The organism is Gluconobacter frateurii, from assembly GCF_002723955.1.
GTDB classification, from domain to species: domain Bacteria; phylum Pseudomonadota; class Alphaproteobacteria; order Acetobacterales; family Acetobacteraceae; genus Gluconobacter; species Gluconobacter frateurii.
Genome location: NZ_BEWN01000005.1, coordinates 291,742 through 309,635 on the forward strand (window position 1 = coordinate 291,742; position 17,894 = coordinate 309,635).

Below are 17,894 nucleotides of genomic sequence, written 5' to 3' on the forward strand. Positions count from 1 at the left end.
CATGCCTCTTTCATCGTCCAAGAAGCCGGGAAGAGAGGATAAATCTCGTCAGAAATTTCCCGTTCGGCGCTTGAAATATTCCCACAGATAAGGCCAGCAAGGGTTTTATCATTATGTAACATATAGCGTCTTTTTGGATCTATATGTAATATATTTACATTTATAAGTAATTAATGTTTTCAAAAGAGATAAGTATTTTACTTGTCATAAAACATTCAAATATTAATCCGCATTGGAGTTCTTTTTTTCAGAAAAATAGCCACTATAAACGCGCCATGAAGAAAACAGGCGTTCTAACAAGAGGTATCATGTTGTCTCGCTCAAAACATTTCTTGTGTGCAACATCTGCCTTGGCGATGAGCATCTCCTGGGCCTCTGCCCAGACAACCACGGCCGACAACAAGCGTCCGCATGGGCACCCTCACAAGAAGATCACTCAGGCCGCTCATGACAGCAGCCCTTCCATGATGGGCGCAACGGCCCCGACGGATGCTGAGAAGGCAGAGCTCGTGCAGGTGCATGGCGCCCGTCACAATGCGCCCGGCGGCGGCCTTATGGTGCATGAAGATGCCGCCAAATCACGCTCGACCGTAACGCAGGAATTTATCGCCAACCAAACGCCTGGCGTGAACCCGATGCAGCTCATCGCCCTGCTGCCTGGTGTAAACACGACATCCGTTGATCCGCTTGGACTCAATGGCGGCAACATGACGCTTCGTGGCCTGAATTCAAGTCAGATTGGCTTCACGCTCGAAGGCTTCCCGATCAACGACATCGGAAGCTACGCAGTCTATCCGCAGGAAATCGTGGATTCCGAAAACCTTCGCTCAATCAACGTCGAGCAGGGTTCGGCTGACCTCGATAGCCCGCATATCAGTGCATCGGGCGGGTCGGTCAACATGTATCTGCTGGATCCGAAGGACCGGTTCGGCGGCCATATCGACGGCACTTACGGCAGCTATAATGCACGTCGTATCTTCGGCCGTCTTGATACTGGCAAGATCGGCAATACCAATCTCAAGGGTTACATGTCCTTTTCCGCTGCGGATGAGAAATCCTGGCGTGGACCTGGCAGCCAGAAAAAGCTGCATGGTGAAACCAAGTGGGTCAATGAATGGGGTAACGGCAACCGGATCTCGCTCGCCATCGTCGGCAACCAGTCCAACAGCGTGCTGTTCCCGTCCATGTCGCTTGCGAACTGGCAGAAATACGGCGTTCATTACGCCTACCAGTCCAAGTGGGATCCGAAAAACCCCAGCGCAAACTATTACAAGCTGCACCAGAACCCGTTTACCAACATCTACGCCAGTGCACCGTCAACCTTCCATCTGACGGATAACCTGACCCTGACCGAAACGCCTTATTTCTGGTACGGCAACGGGAATGGTGGTGGCGCGTATTCAGAGAGCCTGACCAGCCAACAGTATGGCAGCCAGTCCCTCTCGGCTTCGATCGGGCAATACAATGCGTCCAACACAAAGAGCCTGCTGGTCTATAACCCGTCCAACACTCAGACGTATCGTCCCGGTGCTGTCACGAAGCTAACGCTTCACACCGGCATCAACCGCCTGATGGTGGGTTACTGGTTTGAGTATTCGAAGCAGATCCAGACATCCCCCTACAGCCTTGTGAACATGTCGACGGGTGAGCCATACGACGTTTACGGCAATGGCGTGAACATGGTGCTGTCCAACGGTCAGACAGCTCAGTATCGTGATACGCTGACACAGACGCGCATCCATACGATGTTCATCGACGACAGTCTGTCGCTTCTGAACAACAAGCTGACCATTGAAGCGGGCCTGAAATATGCCATCGTCATGCGAAACGGGCACAACTTCCTGCCTGAAACATCGACAGGCCCCTATATCAACGGCTCGTGGAACGAACCCCTTCCGGCCGTGTCGATCCGCTACAAGCTGAACAATCAGATCCAGCTCTTCGCATCTTCCACGACCAACTTCCGTATTCCGATGAACACATCGCTATACGACGCTGGCACCTACACGTCTGGAACGGGTTACAGCACAAAAGCCAACCCCAACATGAAGCCGGAAATCTCTATTTCCGAAGAGGCTGGCGTGCGTTACCAGGGCGACCTGATCAACAGCACCCTGACGTATTTCCATTATAACTTCACGAACCGCCTCTACAGCCAGACGGTTGTTCAGGCTAACGGAAGCTATTACTCCCAGAGCATCAATGGCGGCGGATCGCACGCTGATGGTGTGGACTTCGAAATCGGTACACGCCCGATCCTGTACCATATCCGCCCATACGTCTCGGCTGAGTACATTGACGCCCGCACGGACAGCAACGTGGCTGCCTCAAGCTCTGGCGACTACGTATTCAGTAAAGGCAAGTTTGCGCCTCAGACGCCAAAATTCCAGGTTGGTTTTCATCTCGACTATGATGACGGCCATCTCTTCAGCGGGTTCGGTCTGAAATACGTCGACAAGCAATACGCAACCTTCAACAACGACACCTCCATCCCGAGCTATGTCACGATGGACGTTCATGCAGGTTACCGCTTCAAGGACTTCAGCTTCCTGAAAAACCCGATCCTGCGCCTGAACATTCAGAATATCACTAACAAGCAATACCTCGGCTTCGTAAACGGCACAGCCGCAAACGGAAAAGCCGCAACCGGCGTGTTCGGTTCCAAGCTCTCTGCAGGCAGCACCACTTACTATGTTGCGGCTCCCTTCTTCGTGGGCGGCAGCGCAAGCGTTGATTTCTAAAGCGCAACACGATTTCAGATGCCCGGACGAATGGCCGGGCGTCTGAAACATTTACAAAATTGGCCGGCCACCGCGGCTACCTGCGATAACTGGAAGATCACTTCCTCTCGCCGCCCCAGAATTTCCCTAACAAAAATCTAGAAATAACTTAGCAGAGCAGATGTCTGGCTACAGGCCTTGCCATCACTGCTCACCTGCAAAAGTGTGACTGTTGTGCCGCAATCCCGACTGCAACACATTTTGCCATCTCACGCTACTTGCAAATGCCTCTCAATACCGATACGAGCCGTTGGCTACACGCCAGCAGGAACCAGCAATGAGATCGGACATGCCTCGCAGCAGGGCTATTTATGCCATCCCTCTTTCCCTTTTTGTGAGTGGTACTGCCCTTGCAGCCGATCAGACTGAAAAATCCGATCGTTCCCGCCCTGAGAAAAGCACTGTCGAAACGCGGAAACCCAGAACTGCCGATACTCGTGTAACGAATATCGAGAGCCTCAGAGTCCGTGGGCGCAAGCCCTCAACGGTGGCTTCCTCCGCCACGAAATCAGATACGCCTCTGGTTGAAACAGCCCAGTCCGTCACGGTCATCACCCGTAACGAGATGGATATCCGGGGCGTTCTGAACCTGAATCAGGCTGTTCGATACGCTGCTGGCATTACGCCTGACCTGCGCGGCGGAGAAGGCACACGATACGACCAGTTCCTTCTGCGCGGCTTCATGGTTCCGACATTCCTTGATGGCCTGAAACTTCAGGACAGCCCGACGGGTTACGCCAGCGCCCAGACCGACACGTCGAGACTGGAACGCATCGAGATCCTCAAGGGCCCGGCGTCCGCGATTTATGGTCAGTCAAGCCCGGGTGGCCTGACAGCCCTGTCCAGCAAACTCCCAACCGATCAGCGGTTCTATGGAGGGGTCAATGCGACCGGCGGTATGTTCGACCTGTACCGCGTGGACGCAGATGTTGGTGGTTTTGCGACAGATAACGGCTTCGTCCGATACCGCATCAACGGCACGGTCAACGGCCAGCACACACAGCTTGCCCGGACCGGAAGTCGTCGCTTCAGCATCAGCCCGTCCTTCACGCTTGGTGGTGACGGCCCGACGACACTGACCATCCTTGGTAATTATCAGTATGATCCCGAAAACGGATCATACGGTGGCGTGCCGCTGGTTGGATCGCTCAAGCGGGCATCCTTCGGTTATCTGCCGCGCAACTTCTACGATGGCGACGCCAACTACGAGAAGTTCAACCGTAAGCACGGCTCGATCACTTATATCCTGAACCATCGCTTCAACCAGGACTGGAGCTTCAGCACCCGCGGCCGATACGACGATATCAAGACGCAATATCGCAGCGTCTACAACAGCGGGTATTACACTGACGAAGCCACGGGCCTCCTCGCCCGCTCTGCTTTCGGAACGAATGAACACACCCATAATCTGGCATTCGACAGTCAGTTCAAAGGCCATGTTCGCACGGGTCCACTGACCCACTCGCTGATGTTCGGCTTCGACTACATGCAGCAAACGGCCTCGGAGCAGGGTTTCTATGGTTCCGCACCGGATCTGAACGTCTTCCACCCGAACGCCAACATGGCTATCCCCGCCGCCGCGCCTTACATCAGCTACAACACGACGTCCCACCAGATCGGCGCCTATGGGCAGGACGAAATCCACTGGAAGCACCTGATTGTTACAGGCAGCATCCGGAACGACTGGTATCGCTCCCATCAGGTCGAACATATTTACGGATCGGACTCACGGCAGAACCCCAGTCAGATCACATGGCGCGCCTCCGGCCTCTATCATTTCAACTTCGGGCTGGCACCGTATATCAGCTACTCGACGTCCTTCCAGCCGCAGTCCGGCACGGTTTCCAGCAATGGCGGCGCAACCCTCCGTCAGGCCAATCCGTCGCTCGGCAAGCAGCTTGAGGGCGGTGTGAAGTATCAGATCCCGGGCACGTCCATCCTGCTGAGCGCAGCCGGCTTTCATATTGAGCAGACAAACGTACTCGTAGCCGTCGCCAACACGGCGTACAGCATCGAAAGTGGCAAGGTTCATTCAGACGGGTTCGAATTTGAAGCCCATGCCGAGCCTTTCAAGAATCTGCTGCTCACGGCCGCTGTCAGCTTCCAGAAGGTCAAGGATGACTCGACCGGAAAACCGCTTATCCAGTCTGGCCGAGGCAACGCTTCCCTCTTCGCGTTCTACACCATGCCGTCTGGCCCGCTGAAAGGTTTCGGCTTCGGCGGTGGCATGCGTTACACGAACAAGTCCTACGGTGGAGAGGCGACCTATGGCAGCGTCTGGATTCCGCAATATGCGGTGTTCGATGCCTCCGTCCGCTATGATCTTTCAAAAGCATCGCCTTCTCTTCGTGGCTGGAATGTTTCCGCCAGTGTTCGTAACCTGTTCGACAAGAACTTCATTGCCAACTGCCTGAGCTATGCCTCCTATGGTCAGGAATTCTGCTACTATGGAGAGCGCAGGAACGCTCAGGCGACCATTGGCTACAGCTGGTAAATCACTCTCTTTGAAGCGCTGGGATCTGGCCTGCCGGATCCTGGCTGCCCTTCCCGGGGGCTATGCACTCGCGGCTTTTTCCGGAATCTGCCTTGCCGTATGGCTCCCTGGTCTGCGGGTGGAACGCGCTATGACGGGAATGCTGACCGGCCTTCTGATCTGGCCTGTCGCTTTCATGGCGAGCTTTGCTGTTCCTGACGGACGCAAAATGCTTGGAGGCACAGTTATTGCGCTCCTTGCTCTCATGGGGCTGGCAGCACTCAGAGGATGGCGCCCATGAAGGGAACATTCCGTGCTTCCATGGCGTGGCTGCATACAGGCCTCGGACTTGTCACAGGCTGGGTCCTGTTTGCCATCGCACTTTCAGGAAGCCTGAGCGTTTTCCGGGAAGGCATCAGCGTCTGGATGCGGCCCGAACTTCCGACTGTGCCCGTCCAGACCGTCGATGCTACCGCACATGCTGTGGCGTGGCTCACGGATCATGCTGCCAAATCATCTGCCTGGTATCTTGCGGTTCCCAACCATCGGGCGCCTTACGTTTTTGGGACCTGGGAGCGGCCAGATGGAAGTTACATCCAGAAAGCGCTGAACCCTCTCACCGGCAGCCCGGATGGTATCCGCGATACGCTGGGAGGTGAGTTCTTTTACCGCTTCCATTTTGAACTTCAGCTTCCCTATCCCTACGGCCGCCTGATTGCCGCTATAGCTGCTCTTGCTCTGGTCGTTGGCCTCATTTCCGGACTGATCATTCATCGGCGCATCTTCGCAGACTTCTTCACATTCCGTCCGAACAAGGGGCAAAGAAGCTGGCTGGACGCCCACAATCTGCTGGGCGTTCTGGCTTTTCCCTTCCATCTGATGATCTCCTTCACGGGAGCCGTCACCCTCGTCACGATGCTGCTGCCATGGGGGCCGCAAGCTGTTTACAAGCAGGATGTGATGGCGGGATATACGGATCTCGACCCTGCCCTTGAGTCCCGGGCCGCCAGCGGAAAGCCCGGTCATCTCACGGCTATCACACCTTTGCTCCAGAATGCTGAAGAGCGCTTCAGAGGGGCTGGGATTTCACAGGTCTACATTTACAATCCGTCGGACGCGGCGTCCCTGGTCACGGTCATCGCGGGAAATAACGGCACGGTTAGTACCCTATCCCATAGCCTGACATTCGATGGGACAACGGGCCGTCTCATAAGAGAGCATGTCGAAACGCGGCCAGCCGTTCGCACTTACACGTTTCTGTATGGACTCCACATCGCACGGTTTACGCCGGACGTGACGCGATGGCTCTATTTCATTTCCGGATTAATGCTGACCGCCGTCATCGGGAGCGGAATGCGACTATGGACTGTCAAACGCCTCCGCCTGCCCCACCATCTTGGGCATGTTCTGACAGATCGCCTGAACGTTGGGGTTCTGGGTGGTACGTCCCTCGCCTTTGCATCCTATTTTCTGGCCAACAGACTATTGCCTCCCATGTCTCCGCATCGTGCGGGCCATGAAGTGCAATGCGTTTTCATCGTCTGGGGGTTGGCGCTGGTGTTTGCTCTCATCCGCCCCGCCAGACGCGCATGGCCCGAGATGCTGGCGGCCTGCGCATTGGCATGTTTTGCAATTGCCGCCGTGAGCAGTCCATGGACCAATCCTGTCACCCAAAGCACAGCCCTTGTGAGCTTGCTCTTCTCCGGCGCTTTTGGCTACGCCGCCTTCCGTGCTCTCAACGGAAAAGCAAAGCAGACATGACGGGACCGTCTTTCCTGTGCGGGCAATTCGCAATGCTGCTACTCGCCGCTGGATCAGCCCGTGGCAGTGGTGTTTTCTTCCGGAAATCGCCTCCCGGCTCTTATCGGCTTGGACTGCAAATCTCTGGGTTTGCGCTTCTGATGCTAAGCCTGCTTCTGGAACTCTATGACAGCGGTTTCCCGATCGTTGCCACGACAACCTGGATAGGGCTGCTCAGCCTTGAGGTGCTGCTCGCGGCATTAATCTGCACCGCCCTGAATGCCCACAAGCGGTCTTCCCGGTAGTTTCATTTCCTGAGATCCCGCAAAACCGCCCCTGAACGTTCGAGCGCGAGTGAGGTCTTGGGCGTTCCAATGCGCTGTGCCTGATAAATTCCACTGTGGCCGGACGCCAGATAGGCGATGAAGCACCCCGCCGCATAGTAAACGACATCCGTTGCCCCGAAGAGTTCTATGGCCATGAACGTACAGGCCAGAGGCGTATTCGCCGCGCCTGCAAAGACTGCCACAAACCCCACGCCTGCCAGTAGATCTGCCGGCACACCAAGCACCGGCGACAGCGCATTTCCCAGCCCGGCGCCAATGAAGAAAAGCGGCGTAACTTCCCCGCCCTTAAATCCGGACGCGAGCGCTACCAGCGTGAAGACCAGCTTCCAGAACCAGCTCCAGGGATAATACCCATGGCCGAAAAAATTCATGATGCTGGCGCCGTCGATGTCAGGGGACGTCACACCGAGGCCGAGATAGTCCCGCGTTCCCAATAGACCGGCCAGCAAAATCGTCAGAACCCCACCTAATGCGGGCCGCAGCCATGCCGGAGGACAGAGTTTCTGGAAAATACCCGCCAGCCGATGAACGCCCGAGGCAAAAGCCCGACTGGCAAGACCAAAGCACACGGCGGCAAAACTGACTTTTACGAGAAGCAACGCATCAACATGGAACATCGTGCCATCGGCAGACGGGATGCCCCGAAAGCCAACATGATAGGCGGCATGATGAATACCCCAAGCATGGCAGGTCCAGTCCGCAACAATGGAGGCCACGGCAACTGGAAGAAGCGCTGCATAGTCCAACCGCCCCAGCGTCAGAACTTCCAAACCGAAAATCGCACCCGCGACCGGGGTTCCAAACACTGCACCAAAGCCTGCGGCAATCCCCGCCATCAGAAAGAGGCGCATTGCGCGGTCATTAAGGCGGAACAACCGCCCGATTGCCGCTGCAAAACTGCCCCCAATCTGAACGGCCGTTCCTTCACGCCCAACCGAGGCCCCGAAAAGATGGCTGATGACCGTGCCGAACAGAACAAGCGGCGCCATGCAGAACGGAACGCCCCCGCCCGGCTTGTGAATTTCATCAATAATCAGATTATTGCCGGCCGCCGCTCTGCCCCCGTAGCGCTGGTACAGAAGCGCTACGCCGATCCCTGCCACCGGGAGCCCGAACAACAGCGATGGATGCAGGAACCGAAGTTGCGTCACCTGATCGAGCAGCCACAGGAACAGCGCACAGATCGAGCCGACACTAACGCCCAGCAGCAACAGGATCAGTCCCCAGTGAAGAGCGATCTGAGCAAGCCGTGGAAAACTCTGGAACGTGCGCATTGGATAGACTTCTCCTGCCATGCTTCCTGGGAAGCGAGTTTGACAGGAATCATCAGCATCTCGCGGCGGAGAGCGGTTCGACCATTACGGTCAGGCAGAATCCATTGCCGTTATGAGAATGCTAGCGCGCGCCACTTCTGGTGTCACCCCGGGCTAAATAAAAAACGGCTCTCCCTGTTTCCAGAAAGAGCTGTTTTTTTGCGGAAAGTCTATCGATCTAATATCCGGAAATTAGAACCCGACAGAGATGTTGCCCGTCACGCTGAAGCGCGGGTAGAGATAATAGGTCGGCGTTCCGCTAGCACTGATTGTGCTGCCATAGATGCCCTTGGCTGCTTTGGCGTTGGACACAAGGCTATACGCACCTGTTCGAACAAAATCGCCTCCCAGGTTGCTGAAGTTCAGCTGGAACTTCGGCGCCTTGAAACGACCATAGGAATTGAAGCGATAGCCGAGCGACAGGTTATCCGTGATGTAGCCCGGAATTTTCTCATCATTCATGAATGTTGAGTACTGGGACGACACGTAACTGACGCTGCCATTGGCGAAGAAATGACCATCATCATAGGTCAGGCCCGCACTGGCATGAACATGTGGAGACTGCACCGCCGTCTTCCCTTTGGTCGGCAGCAGATCACTGACGGTCTGACCATTCAGCGTACCGGTCGTGAGGATATTGGAATCCATCGTCGCATTCAGATACTCGACAGAGACATACGGGCTGAAGTGGTGCCACGGATGCGCGGAGATCATGAAGTCCACGCCACGTGCCGTCTGGTTGCCAGCATTGATGGTGGAGCTGATGGCCTGATTGTTCAGGTACACGCTCGTGGCCAGAAGACGGTTGGTGATGGAGTAATTGAACAGCTCCAGATCCGTCATGAAGTAATCATTATCAAAGCGCCAACCAAGCTCTTCCTTGATGGAATACTGCGGCTTCGGATTATAGGGATTACCGACGTAACCACCCGTCTGCGCATCATAGACCTGACCAAGCGACCCTGGGTCCGGCATACGGAAGTCACCTTCGGCATTCACATAAATCAGGTTGTGCTGATCAATCCGATAGCTGATTCCAAGCTGCGGCAGAGGCACAACCTGGTTCTGTTCAGTCCGGGGCGTTGAAGACGCGCCATTGACTGTCCAACGGTTGATCATGGCCACCTTGATACCGCCGTTCAACGTCAGACGATCATGCAGAAGCTTTGCCGTGTTCTGAAAGAACAGCGAATGGATCTTCCAGCCAGCGTCGCCCTGATAAGGCATGTAACGCTCACCATTGACGTAAATGCCTTTGGAGCTGTTGTACGGGAAGTACTGGCTGCCATTGGTTTGCAGCACGGAATACATGTTGTTGACCTGGTTGTCCTGATAGTCGAACCAGTATCCCAGTTCCATATGATCCCAGCTCACCGGATCATAATTCAGCTTGGCGACAGTTCCTGCATGCGGGCGATACACGCTGTAGTAGGACGCGGAAGGAACGCTTCCGGAAATGGCACTTCCACCCTGCCCTATCGTCGCATTGCGACCAGCGCCATTAAAGAGGCTACCATTGTAAGTATAGCCGCCATTATAAACGTAATATGGCTTGAAATCGAAAGAGAACTTCGCAGGCAGGTGTATATGAACAGGCAGTGTCACGAAGACCTGGTCCCACATATTGCCGTTCAGCATGCCATACGCTGAAGGATTTGATGGGTCATAGGACGAAGAATAATTGTACGTCCCAAGACCATCCTTCTTGTTATAGAACTGCTTCGCCGTAGGCTTAAGTGGCTCCATCGTGAACTGATGGTTCCATGACACGAAGAGATTGACGGAAGATCCATCACTGAAGTCTTTGGCTGCGCCGAAATCAAGGTGACGTCGTTCGTTGGTGCCAGGACCGTTCCAGTTGCGGGAATGGGTATGCGAGAACGATGCAAACGTACGGATACCGGAATTGCCGATATCACCACTTTCGACACGGATGAACTCACGGGACAGATTGTTTGTCCCATATGAGAAATCCATCAGACCACCGAACTTGTGAGACGGCGTCATGGTCTGTGAATCCATGATGCCAGCAGCGGCAGACGTCACGGGCAGGTCAATGGCAGAGGATCCGGGTGTGACGGAAATCGTGTTGACGTTTTCAGTATCGACATTCTGGTTCAGGTAATATGCGGTCGCCACAGGTACGCCATTCAGCAGAATGCCCATATCTGAATCCGTCAGGCTTCGGCTGTTGATCTTACCACCCAGAATGCCCGAGCTATCGACAGTCGAAACCGTGACGCTCGGCAGGTTCTTGATCATGTCCAGCGCTGTGCTGGCCGGGCTCTGCATCTCGATATACTGGCGCGTGACGGTCTGGACGGAGTGAGACGCCATCTCATGGCGCATCATGCCGCCACCGCCATTTAAAGCCTGACGAGACACACGCACGGAAATTGCTTCCGCATCATGGGCATCAACAGCCGTGCGGTGATGAACGGGCGCTGCATGAGAATGAACTGGAGCCGCATTTTGCGAGCCGCCCGTCGCGACCGGATGCTTGGTCCGAGCATGGGGAGCCGCATAACCGGCTGTGTCGCAGAAAACTCCCGCCAGCACTGTCGCTGTTAGCAATGTGAGGCGTCTGGCACCAAAATTCATCTTCACCCGTCCTAGTTGTGTCGTTTGCGGCGCAGAAAATATTCAGAACGTCGCTCATGACAAGTCATACAAAGAAATTCTTCGCTATTTATTCTGATAAGTTTGCACTAGTTCTCTATGTGTGACTTTTTTAACACATATATTAGCGCATAATATTTTAGTAAATTTGCTTCTTATGTAAGTAAACAGATAAGTATTTTAATCTATATTTCGAAATATTTTTGTACCTATAAAAGGCATCACTCCGTTGCCTATAAGAGAACGCCCTCGCTAAAGGAATATTCGTTTTCGAGAACTTTGCTATAAGCTGACCTCATTATGAGAACGGAACGACGGTAGAAAACCATGAAAATTATCTCTTTTGTGCAACAAATCATGCCATGGGCATTTTCCTTAGCCTGCATCGCGCCGCTTGCCCTTGCCGGAAACCACGCAGACGCGGCCGACAAACCTTGGGATATCCGCGCCGTTGTGCTGACTACATACGAGATCGGTGCCGATACCGGAGATCGCGCAGGTGAGTTTCAACCCTGGATTGAGGGAGAACATCTCACTGAAAAAGTACCTTTCCCGCTTGGGATTCACCCAATCTATACAGATCCCGACCATCATTTGCTTGTGGTGGTCACCGGCACACCGATTGCTCCTGCGACAACGTCTGTCATGGCCCTCGCAACAGATCCCCGGTTCGATCTGCGCCATGCCTACTGGATGGTAGACGGCATTTCCGGTTTTGACCCCGCGGTCGCGTCCGTCGGTTCGGTGTCGATCGCGGATTATGTCGTCGGGGACATCACGCGTTACATCGACAAGCGGGAAGCACCGAAGGAATGGCCATACGGCTATTTCATGATTACGGCTCAGATGCCCAACCAGTACGCCCTGTCAGGTGGAGACGCTCCTGATGGCAGCATCCAGCACAACAATGCCTTTCAATTGAATCCGTCCCTCGTGCACTGGGCTTATAACCTGACCCAGACCATCACACTGTCTGATCCGCCTCAGTTGGAGGCCCAACGAAAGCTCTATAAATCTACCGATGTTGCTGCCGGCCATCCTGCCGTCGTAACAGGCGGGGACTTCGGATCAGATACTTTCTGGCATGGTAAGATCATGACGGGCTTTGCCCGAGACTGGGTCCATCTTCTGACGCAGGGCAAAAGCCACTTTGTCTCCAGCGATATGGAAGATTCAGGCATCCTTGAAGCCCTTACACGTCTGGGACAGGCACGACGTGTGGATAGCAGTCGTGTTCTGATTCTCCGCAGCGCGTCCAACTACACCGAGCAACCACGCAGCATGACCGCCGTCCAGTCCATGAACAGTGGTTATGATGGAGAAAAAGTCGCGCTGGATAATGGCTATCGTGTGGGATCCCGGATCATCCACGAACTGCTGCAACACTGGGAGCAATTCGGCTCAAAAACACCCTGACACGGTTCCGGGCTGCATCTTCATAAAGGATGCCGCCCGAATATTGCGAAGTCTTGCTCAAGGGTTCATATAACATGCCAACCTCCCTTTTTCGTGAGGGAGTACGACATTGAAGCGCCTCTTCCGCTTCAGCCGCCGACCGGACATGTTATTTCTGACCGTGCCCCTTCCGACGGCTCCTGCCAGGACGCTTCGCGACAAGACAGGGGATCACACATGAGCCGGGAAACCAGCGCCACCCTTTTCCTTGAAAAGCAGGGCATTCCTTTCAGCCTTCACGACTACGAATACAATCCGAATGGCGGACTGATCGGAATGCAGGCCGCAGATGCTATCGGCGCGGACCCGGGGAGTGTCCTGAAGACACTAGTCGTCGAAATTGACAAGAAACAGCCAGCCTGCGTCGTAGCACCGGCTCATCAGAAGCTGAACCTGAAGAAGGTCGCCGCACTCTTCGGCGGCCGGAACGCCCGCATGATGAACCCGGAGAAAGCCCACGAGCTGACAGGATATCAGTCCGGCGGCACTAGCCCATTCGGGCAGGCGACGTCCATTCCCGTTGTTCTGTCCCGGGATGCGATGGGTCAGGAGCATGTCTATATCAATGCAGGCCATCAGGGTTTTGTCGTTCGGATTTCCCCTCAGGATGCCCAGCGCATTACAGACGCCAAAGTCGCCGATGTCGCCGCAGACTGAGCAACAGGGAGTGACACTCGCAGAGGACGCAGCATCACTCCCACACGCTAACGCAGCCACGTCAAAACTCTCCCCTGCTCGCCCGCTCTCGCCTGAACAGAACGCACTCCTAAAAGAGATCCTGTCCTTCTGTTCTGACCATCTGGATGACCAGAGCGCCCTCCTCGTAATCGAAGGGGCTGCAGGCACCGGCAAAAGCGTTGTGCTGAATGCCATTTTCAACGCCATTCAGACACGGGCACGCTCCAGAAACCCTGCCGATCCTCTTAGCGGTACGCGCAATGCGCTTCTGGTCAACCATCCTGAAATGCTGAAGCTCTACCGCAATATCGCGGTAAAAATACCCGCGCTTAAAAAAGCGGACTTTGAACGACCAACAACATTCATCAACCGCCTCCATAAATCTGACAGCCGCGCAGATATTGTTCTGGTCGATGAAGCACATCTGCTCCTCACCCGACCGGATCGCTACAACCATTTCAAACAGCAGAACCATCTTGAAGAAATCCTGGAACTGGCACGTGTGGTCATCATCGTCTTTGACCCGTTGCAGGTTCTGAAATTCAAGAGCCACTGGTCCACCACCATGCTGGATGAGTTCCGTAAAGGCCGCCCGACCAAGACCCTGCACCTGACCACTCAATTCCGGGTTGGTTCAGGGCCAGCAGTCAGGCACTGGCTGGATGCTTTGGCTGAGGGGCGGATTCTGCCACGTCCCCATGATCCGAAGTTTGATTTGCGCGTCTATGACGACTGCGCACAACTTTACGAAGATCTACAGGCGCGCAACCGTGATGTCGGCCTCTGCCGACTTCTTTCCACGTACGATTATCCATATCGCCTGGATGGAGAAGACCACTTCATTGAAGAAGGACGTTTCCGTCTGCGGTGGGACCGCTCCAAACCGGAAGAAAAACTCCCCTGGGCCGAACGCCCTGATACCATTGATGAGGTGGGGTCCGTCTATACCATTCAGGGTTTCGACCTGAATTATGCAGGCGTCATTCTGGGGCCTTCCCTTTCCTATGACCCTGCGACCGACAGTATCCGTGTCGATCCGTCACGATACGAGGATAGTGCCGCCTTCCAGGGGCGGGATGGCATTGCGGCCCCTGAGAAAGCGAAAGAACGTGTCATCCTGAATGCCTTGAACGTGCTTCTTACGCGAGGGATGAAGGGAATTTATCTGTACGCCCATGATCCTGCCCTACGGAAGCGGCTTCTGAACGCATAAACGGGCCTGCAAAACGGCCAGTCAGAGGATGCGTTCAACAAGGGTTGAGTTGCTGCCTGCGCAACGCTCTGGCCCAGTAGGGCAAGGAGATCGATTTATGACGTTCCAGTACCCAGCCATTCTTGCCGCACTCCTTGGTGCATCTGCCCTTGTTCCCAGCGCATATGCTGCCGACACAACCGATAAGGGTTATGTTTCCTCAGGGAATGTTGAAATCATTGGTCGTTTTCAGGATGCCCAGCCTTCCGGGATCGCCGCCCTCCCAGATGGTCGCCTGGTTCTTGGCTTCCCCCGGAGTGTAAAAGATCACTCAGGCCCACGCCTTGCCACTTATGCCAAGGGTCGTCTGACACCGTTTCCGGATACCCCCACGCAAGACCACTTTGTCTCTCCCCTAGGGATGACTGTTGATGCCAAGGGGCACCTCTGGGCGCTGGATGAAGGCATGCTGGCGGGCAAAGCCACGGTTGCCGGAGCGCAGAAGCTCTTTGAGATTGATCCGGGCACCAACAAGGTACTGAATGTCCTGACACTCTCTGCCCCAAGCCTTCTGCCAGACAGCCACGTCAATGATGTCCGTATTGATCTGACACATGGCAAAGCTGGCACGGCTTTCATTACCGATACATCCACCGGTATTCATCCGGCGCTGATTGTCGTGGATCTAGCATCTGGCAGGCAACGCCGCATTCTGGCAGATACAAAGCCTGTGATGGCGGAAACAGGCTTTGTTGCTGTCATGGATGGTCGCGCCGCACGTTATGACGCCAACCATCCCCAGATGCCTCAGGGCGGTGCAAATGGTATTGGTATCAGCCCAGACCAGCAGACACTTTACTGGCAGCCCCAGACCAGTCGTCGTCTCTATTCAGCACCCACGTCTGTTCTTTCAGATTGGACAGCATCTGAAAAACGGATCGAAGCCGCCGTACATGATGAAGGCGAAACCGGCATGGGCGACGGTATGGCAACAGGACCAGACGGCTCGCTCTACATTACGGATGACGAACGCCATGCCATTCTCAGACATGCTCCAGATGGAACAATCTCCGTGGTAGCGCATGATCCTCGCATGATCGAACCGGATGGCCTGACCTACGGAAAAGACGGATTGTATTCCACCATCGGACAATGGGCACGGCTGCCCGATTTTCATGGGGGCAAGGACATGCAGGAACTCCCCTACATCGTCGTTAAAGTGACCTTACCGAAAGAGTAGGCTACTCTGACTGTATGGCCCCGGAATAACGATCTGCCGCCTGCGATATAGCTTTCCCGACGAAGCCACCTGCGTTGCGAAGAGGCTGCCGTTAGATATCCTGCGGGAGCCTCTGTACACGGCTGCGAATGACCTGCTCCTCGTAATCCAGTTCGCGCTGAATTTCCCATTCTGTCTGATCGTTGATATCGCGCGCATCGACCAGCGCATGAAGCGTCTGCCGCTGCAGACGCAGAACAATGAGGCGCAATGCAAGTTCAATGCGCTCGCGGCGGAGCGCCGTTGTACGGGTCAAGACTGGAGATTGTGTGGGCCCATCAATCTGGCTGAGACGGTTCTCATAAGTTTGTAGAAGACGCCCCAAAACCTCCAGGCGCACGTCCTCGTTGGTATGATCGCTGTTGCCGTTATCAATCAGCTCACTTCGATCCTTCTCCGTCCTGCCTTGTTCATTATGCAGGAGTTGCAGAGTTGCCTGAAGCAAACGCTGACGAGCGAGGCTTTCTTCCTGCGCATGTTTGTCGGTCACATCACGCGGGAGGAAACGAATACAAAGCGGAATAGCAATCGCTGCCATAACGAGCGAAAGTACGATCACTCCTGTCGCAACAGTAATAACAAAGCTGCGTTCGGGAAATGCCTCAGGATCAACTCCCATGGCAGGAAGCGACAGCACGGCAGCAAGGGTGACCGCGCCCCGCACCCCTGAAAAAGCCAGCAGCACAATCTCGAGAAAATGCGGGAACGCGAACGGTCGATGGGACATGCGAGCGACTGCCCATCTCCGCATAACAGAGACCCAGATCCCGCAAAATCGGATCACGAACATGATCGCGTAAACGCTAACTACAAGCAAAGAGAGTTGCCAGAAATGCGCGCTGTGTTCATGAGCAAGTTCCACACCGGCATTCAGAAGCCATGGAAGCTGCAGTCCCAACAACAGAAAGATCAGGGCGTTGAAGACATAGCTGACTGTATCCAGAACAGTCCCGGCCTGAAGACGGGTAGCTGTCGCGGCTTCGTCTGACACCCCGGTCAGTTTTATGACCATGCAGCCTGAAACTGCCGCCAGGATGCCTGATGCATGAGCAGTCTCGGCGGCCTGATAAATACCGAACGGCAGAAGAACAATCATCAGAACCTGCATCAGAGGATCGTCAAATCCACGGCGCAGAAGGATGCGTTCGGTCCGCACCGCGACCCATGCCAGTGCAGCTCCAATGATCAGGCCGCCGAATGATACCAGTAAAAAGGAGCTGAACGCCTGACGATAGGAGAACTCCCCTGTCATTGCTGCGATCATCGCAAAATGAAAACAGACAAGACCGGAAGCATCGTTAAATAACGCCTCCCCGTTCAGAATATGGATAAGTCGTTCTGAAACACGTCGTCCAGCAATGAGGCTTGAGACTGCGACGGTATCTGTAGGGGAAAGAGCAGCAGCAAGAGTAAAGCACACTGCCAACCCAACTGCCGGAATCATCCAATGGATGGCGTACCCGCAGAGAACCGTCGAAATAACAACGAGGCCGAATGCCAGGAAAAGAATCACGCTACGCAGTTCAGAAAATTCGCGTAGCGGCATGCGAAAGGCATCAGTGAAAAGCAATGGAGGTAGAAAGACCAGCATAAACAGGCCGGGCTTAAGTCCGACATGCAGCCCTAGAGATGCCGCAACAATTCCTAAAAAAATTTGCACAAGTGGGGCCGGAACGCGGTTGGACAATCCTCGCACTACAAGACTGCTCAGAACAATCATAGCGAGGAGAACAAGAATGGTTTCTGCTTCCGACATAACCACTCTTCTCCGCCAAATTTAAGACGCAGGCAAACCCCTTCATCAATGGCGGCTATCTCTCCTGCGGAAGAGACATCAGAGATGCCAAGTTCTCTGAACTATTTTGGAGGGTGATCTCGCTGGCGTCCTGACGGATGCGTTGGGTGCAAACGCAAAAAAACCCGCTATCTCATCAAGATGGCGGGGTTTTAAAATTTGATATGGTTGCGGGGGCCTGCAACCGAAGAAAACTGCTGCTTGTCAGCGGGTTCGTAGAGAG

Annotated in this window: 12 protein-coding genes and 1 riboswitch; of the genes, 9 read left to right on the forward strand and 3 right to left on the reverse strand. The window is 54.6% G+C overall.

Features of this window, described 5'->3' with window-relative positions; genetic code table 11:
* The first annotated feature begins 464 nt into the window (after positions 1–464).
* From GFR01_RS14215 to GFR01_RS14235, 5 genes are all read left to right on the forward strand, one after another.
* Positions 465–2,741 (forward strand): TonB-dependent receptor, encoded by a 2,277-nt coding sequence (locus GFR01_RS14215; RefSeq protein WP_174694728.1) that lies wholly within the window; start codon positions 465–467, stop codon positions 2,739–2,741.
* A 328-nt stretch (positions 2,742–3,069) separates the two neighbouring features.
* Positions 3,070–5,274 (forward strand): TonB-dependent siderophore receptor, encoded by a 2,205-nt coding sequence (locus GFR01_RS14220; protein WP_099183028.1) that lies wholly within the window; start codon positions 3,070–3,072, stop codon positions 5,272–5,274.
* A gap of 10 nt (positions 5,275–5,284) precedes the next feature.
* Positions 5,285–5,554, forward strand: coding sequence for a hypothetical protein (locus tag GFR01_RS14225; protein ID WP_244902308.1), 270 nt, complete (start codon positions 5,285–5,287; stop codon positions 5,552–5,554).
* Positions 5,551–7,014 carry a PepSY-associated TM helix domain-containing protein gene (locus GFR01_RS14230; RefSeq protein WP_099183029.1) on the forward strand — a complete coding sequence of 488 codons (1,464 nt, stop codon included), beginning with the start codon at positions 5,551–5,553 and terminating at the stop codon, positions 7,012–7,014. The genes GFR01_RS14225 and GFR01_RS14230 overlap by 4 nt, the downstream gene beginning before the upstream one ends.
* Positions 7,011–7,298: a DUF3325 family protein gene (locus GFR01_RS14235; protein WP_244902309.1), complete on the forward strand. Its 288-nt coding sequence runs from the start codon at positions 7,011–7,013 to the stop codon at positions 7,296–7,298. Before GFR01_RS14230 ends, GFR01_RS14235 begins: the two co-directional genes overlap by 4 nt.
* Before the next feature lie 2 nt (positions 7,299–7,300).
* On the opposite strand, the gene GFR01_RS14240 is transcribed toward GFR01_RS14235, so the two are convergent.
* Together GFR01_RS14240 and GFR01_RS14245 are read right to left on the reverse strand one after the other, a co-directional pair.
* Entirely contained in the window at positions 7,301–8,635 is a 1,335-nt protein-coding gene (locus tag GFR01_RS14240) for a voltage-gated chloride channel family protein (protein ID WP_099182956.1), read from the reverse strand.
* 15 nt (positions 8,636–8,650) lie between these two features.
* Positions 8,651–8,732, reverse strand: a riboswitch (Fluoride riboswitch).
* A gap of 113 nt (positions 8,733–8,845) precedes the next feature.
* A complete protein-coding gene (locus GFR01_RS14245) occupies positions 8,846–11,254 on the reverse strand; it encodes a TonB-dependent receptor (RefSeq protein WP_099182957.1) in 2,409 nt (802 codons plus the stop codon).
* A 345-nt stretch (positions 11,255–11,599) separates the two neighbouring features.
* On the opposite strand from GFR01_RS14245, the gene GFR01_RS14250 reads away from it, so the two are divergent.
* The 4 genes from GFR01_RS14250 to GFR01_RS14270 all read left to right on the forward strand — a co-directional run bounded on the left by GFR01_RS14250 (position 11,600) and on the right by GFR01_RS14270 (position 15,837).
* Positions 11,600–12,688 carry a purine-nucleoside phosphorylase gene (locus GFR01_RS14250; protein WP_099182958.1) on the forward strand — a complete coding sequence of 363 codons (1,089 nt, stop codon included), beginning with the start codon at positions 11,600–11,602 and terminating at the stop codon, positions 12,686–12,688.
* A 216-nt stretch (positions 12,689–12,904) separates the two neighbouring features.
* On the forward strand, positions 12,905–13,384 hold the full coding sequence (gene ybaK / locus GFR01_RS14260) for a Cys-tRNA(Pro) deacylase (RefSeq protein ID WP_099182959.1): 480 nt from the start codon (positions 12,905–12,907) through the stop codon (positions 13,382–13,384).
* A complete protein-coding gene (locus tag GFR01_RS14265) occupies positions 13,368–14,618 on the forward strand; it encodes a DUF2075 domain-containing protein (RefSeq protein ID WP_099182960.1) in 1,251 nt (416 codons plus the stop codon). The genes ybaK and GFR01_RS14265 overlap by 17 nt, the downstream gene beginning before the upstream one ends.
* 97 nt (positions 14,619–14,715) lie before the next feature.
* Entirely contained in the window at positions 14,716–15,837 is a 1,122-nt protein-coding gene (locus GFR01_RS14270) for an SMP-30/gluconolactonase/LRE family protein (RefSeq protein ID WP_099182961.1), read from the forward strand.
* A gap of 91 nt (positions 15,838–15,928) precedes the next feature.
* Here the strand turns inward: GFR01_RS14270 and GFR01_RS14275 are convergent, their stop codons facing one another.
* Positions 15,929–17,632 (reverse strand): Na+/H+ antiporter, encoded by a 1,704-nt coding sequence (locus GFR01_RS14275; RefSeq protein ID WP_099182962.1) that lies wholly within the window; start codon positions 17,630–17,632, stop codon positions 15,929–15,931.
* Between the last annotated feature and the right edge of the window lie 262 nt (positions 17,633–17,894).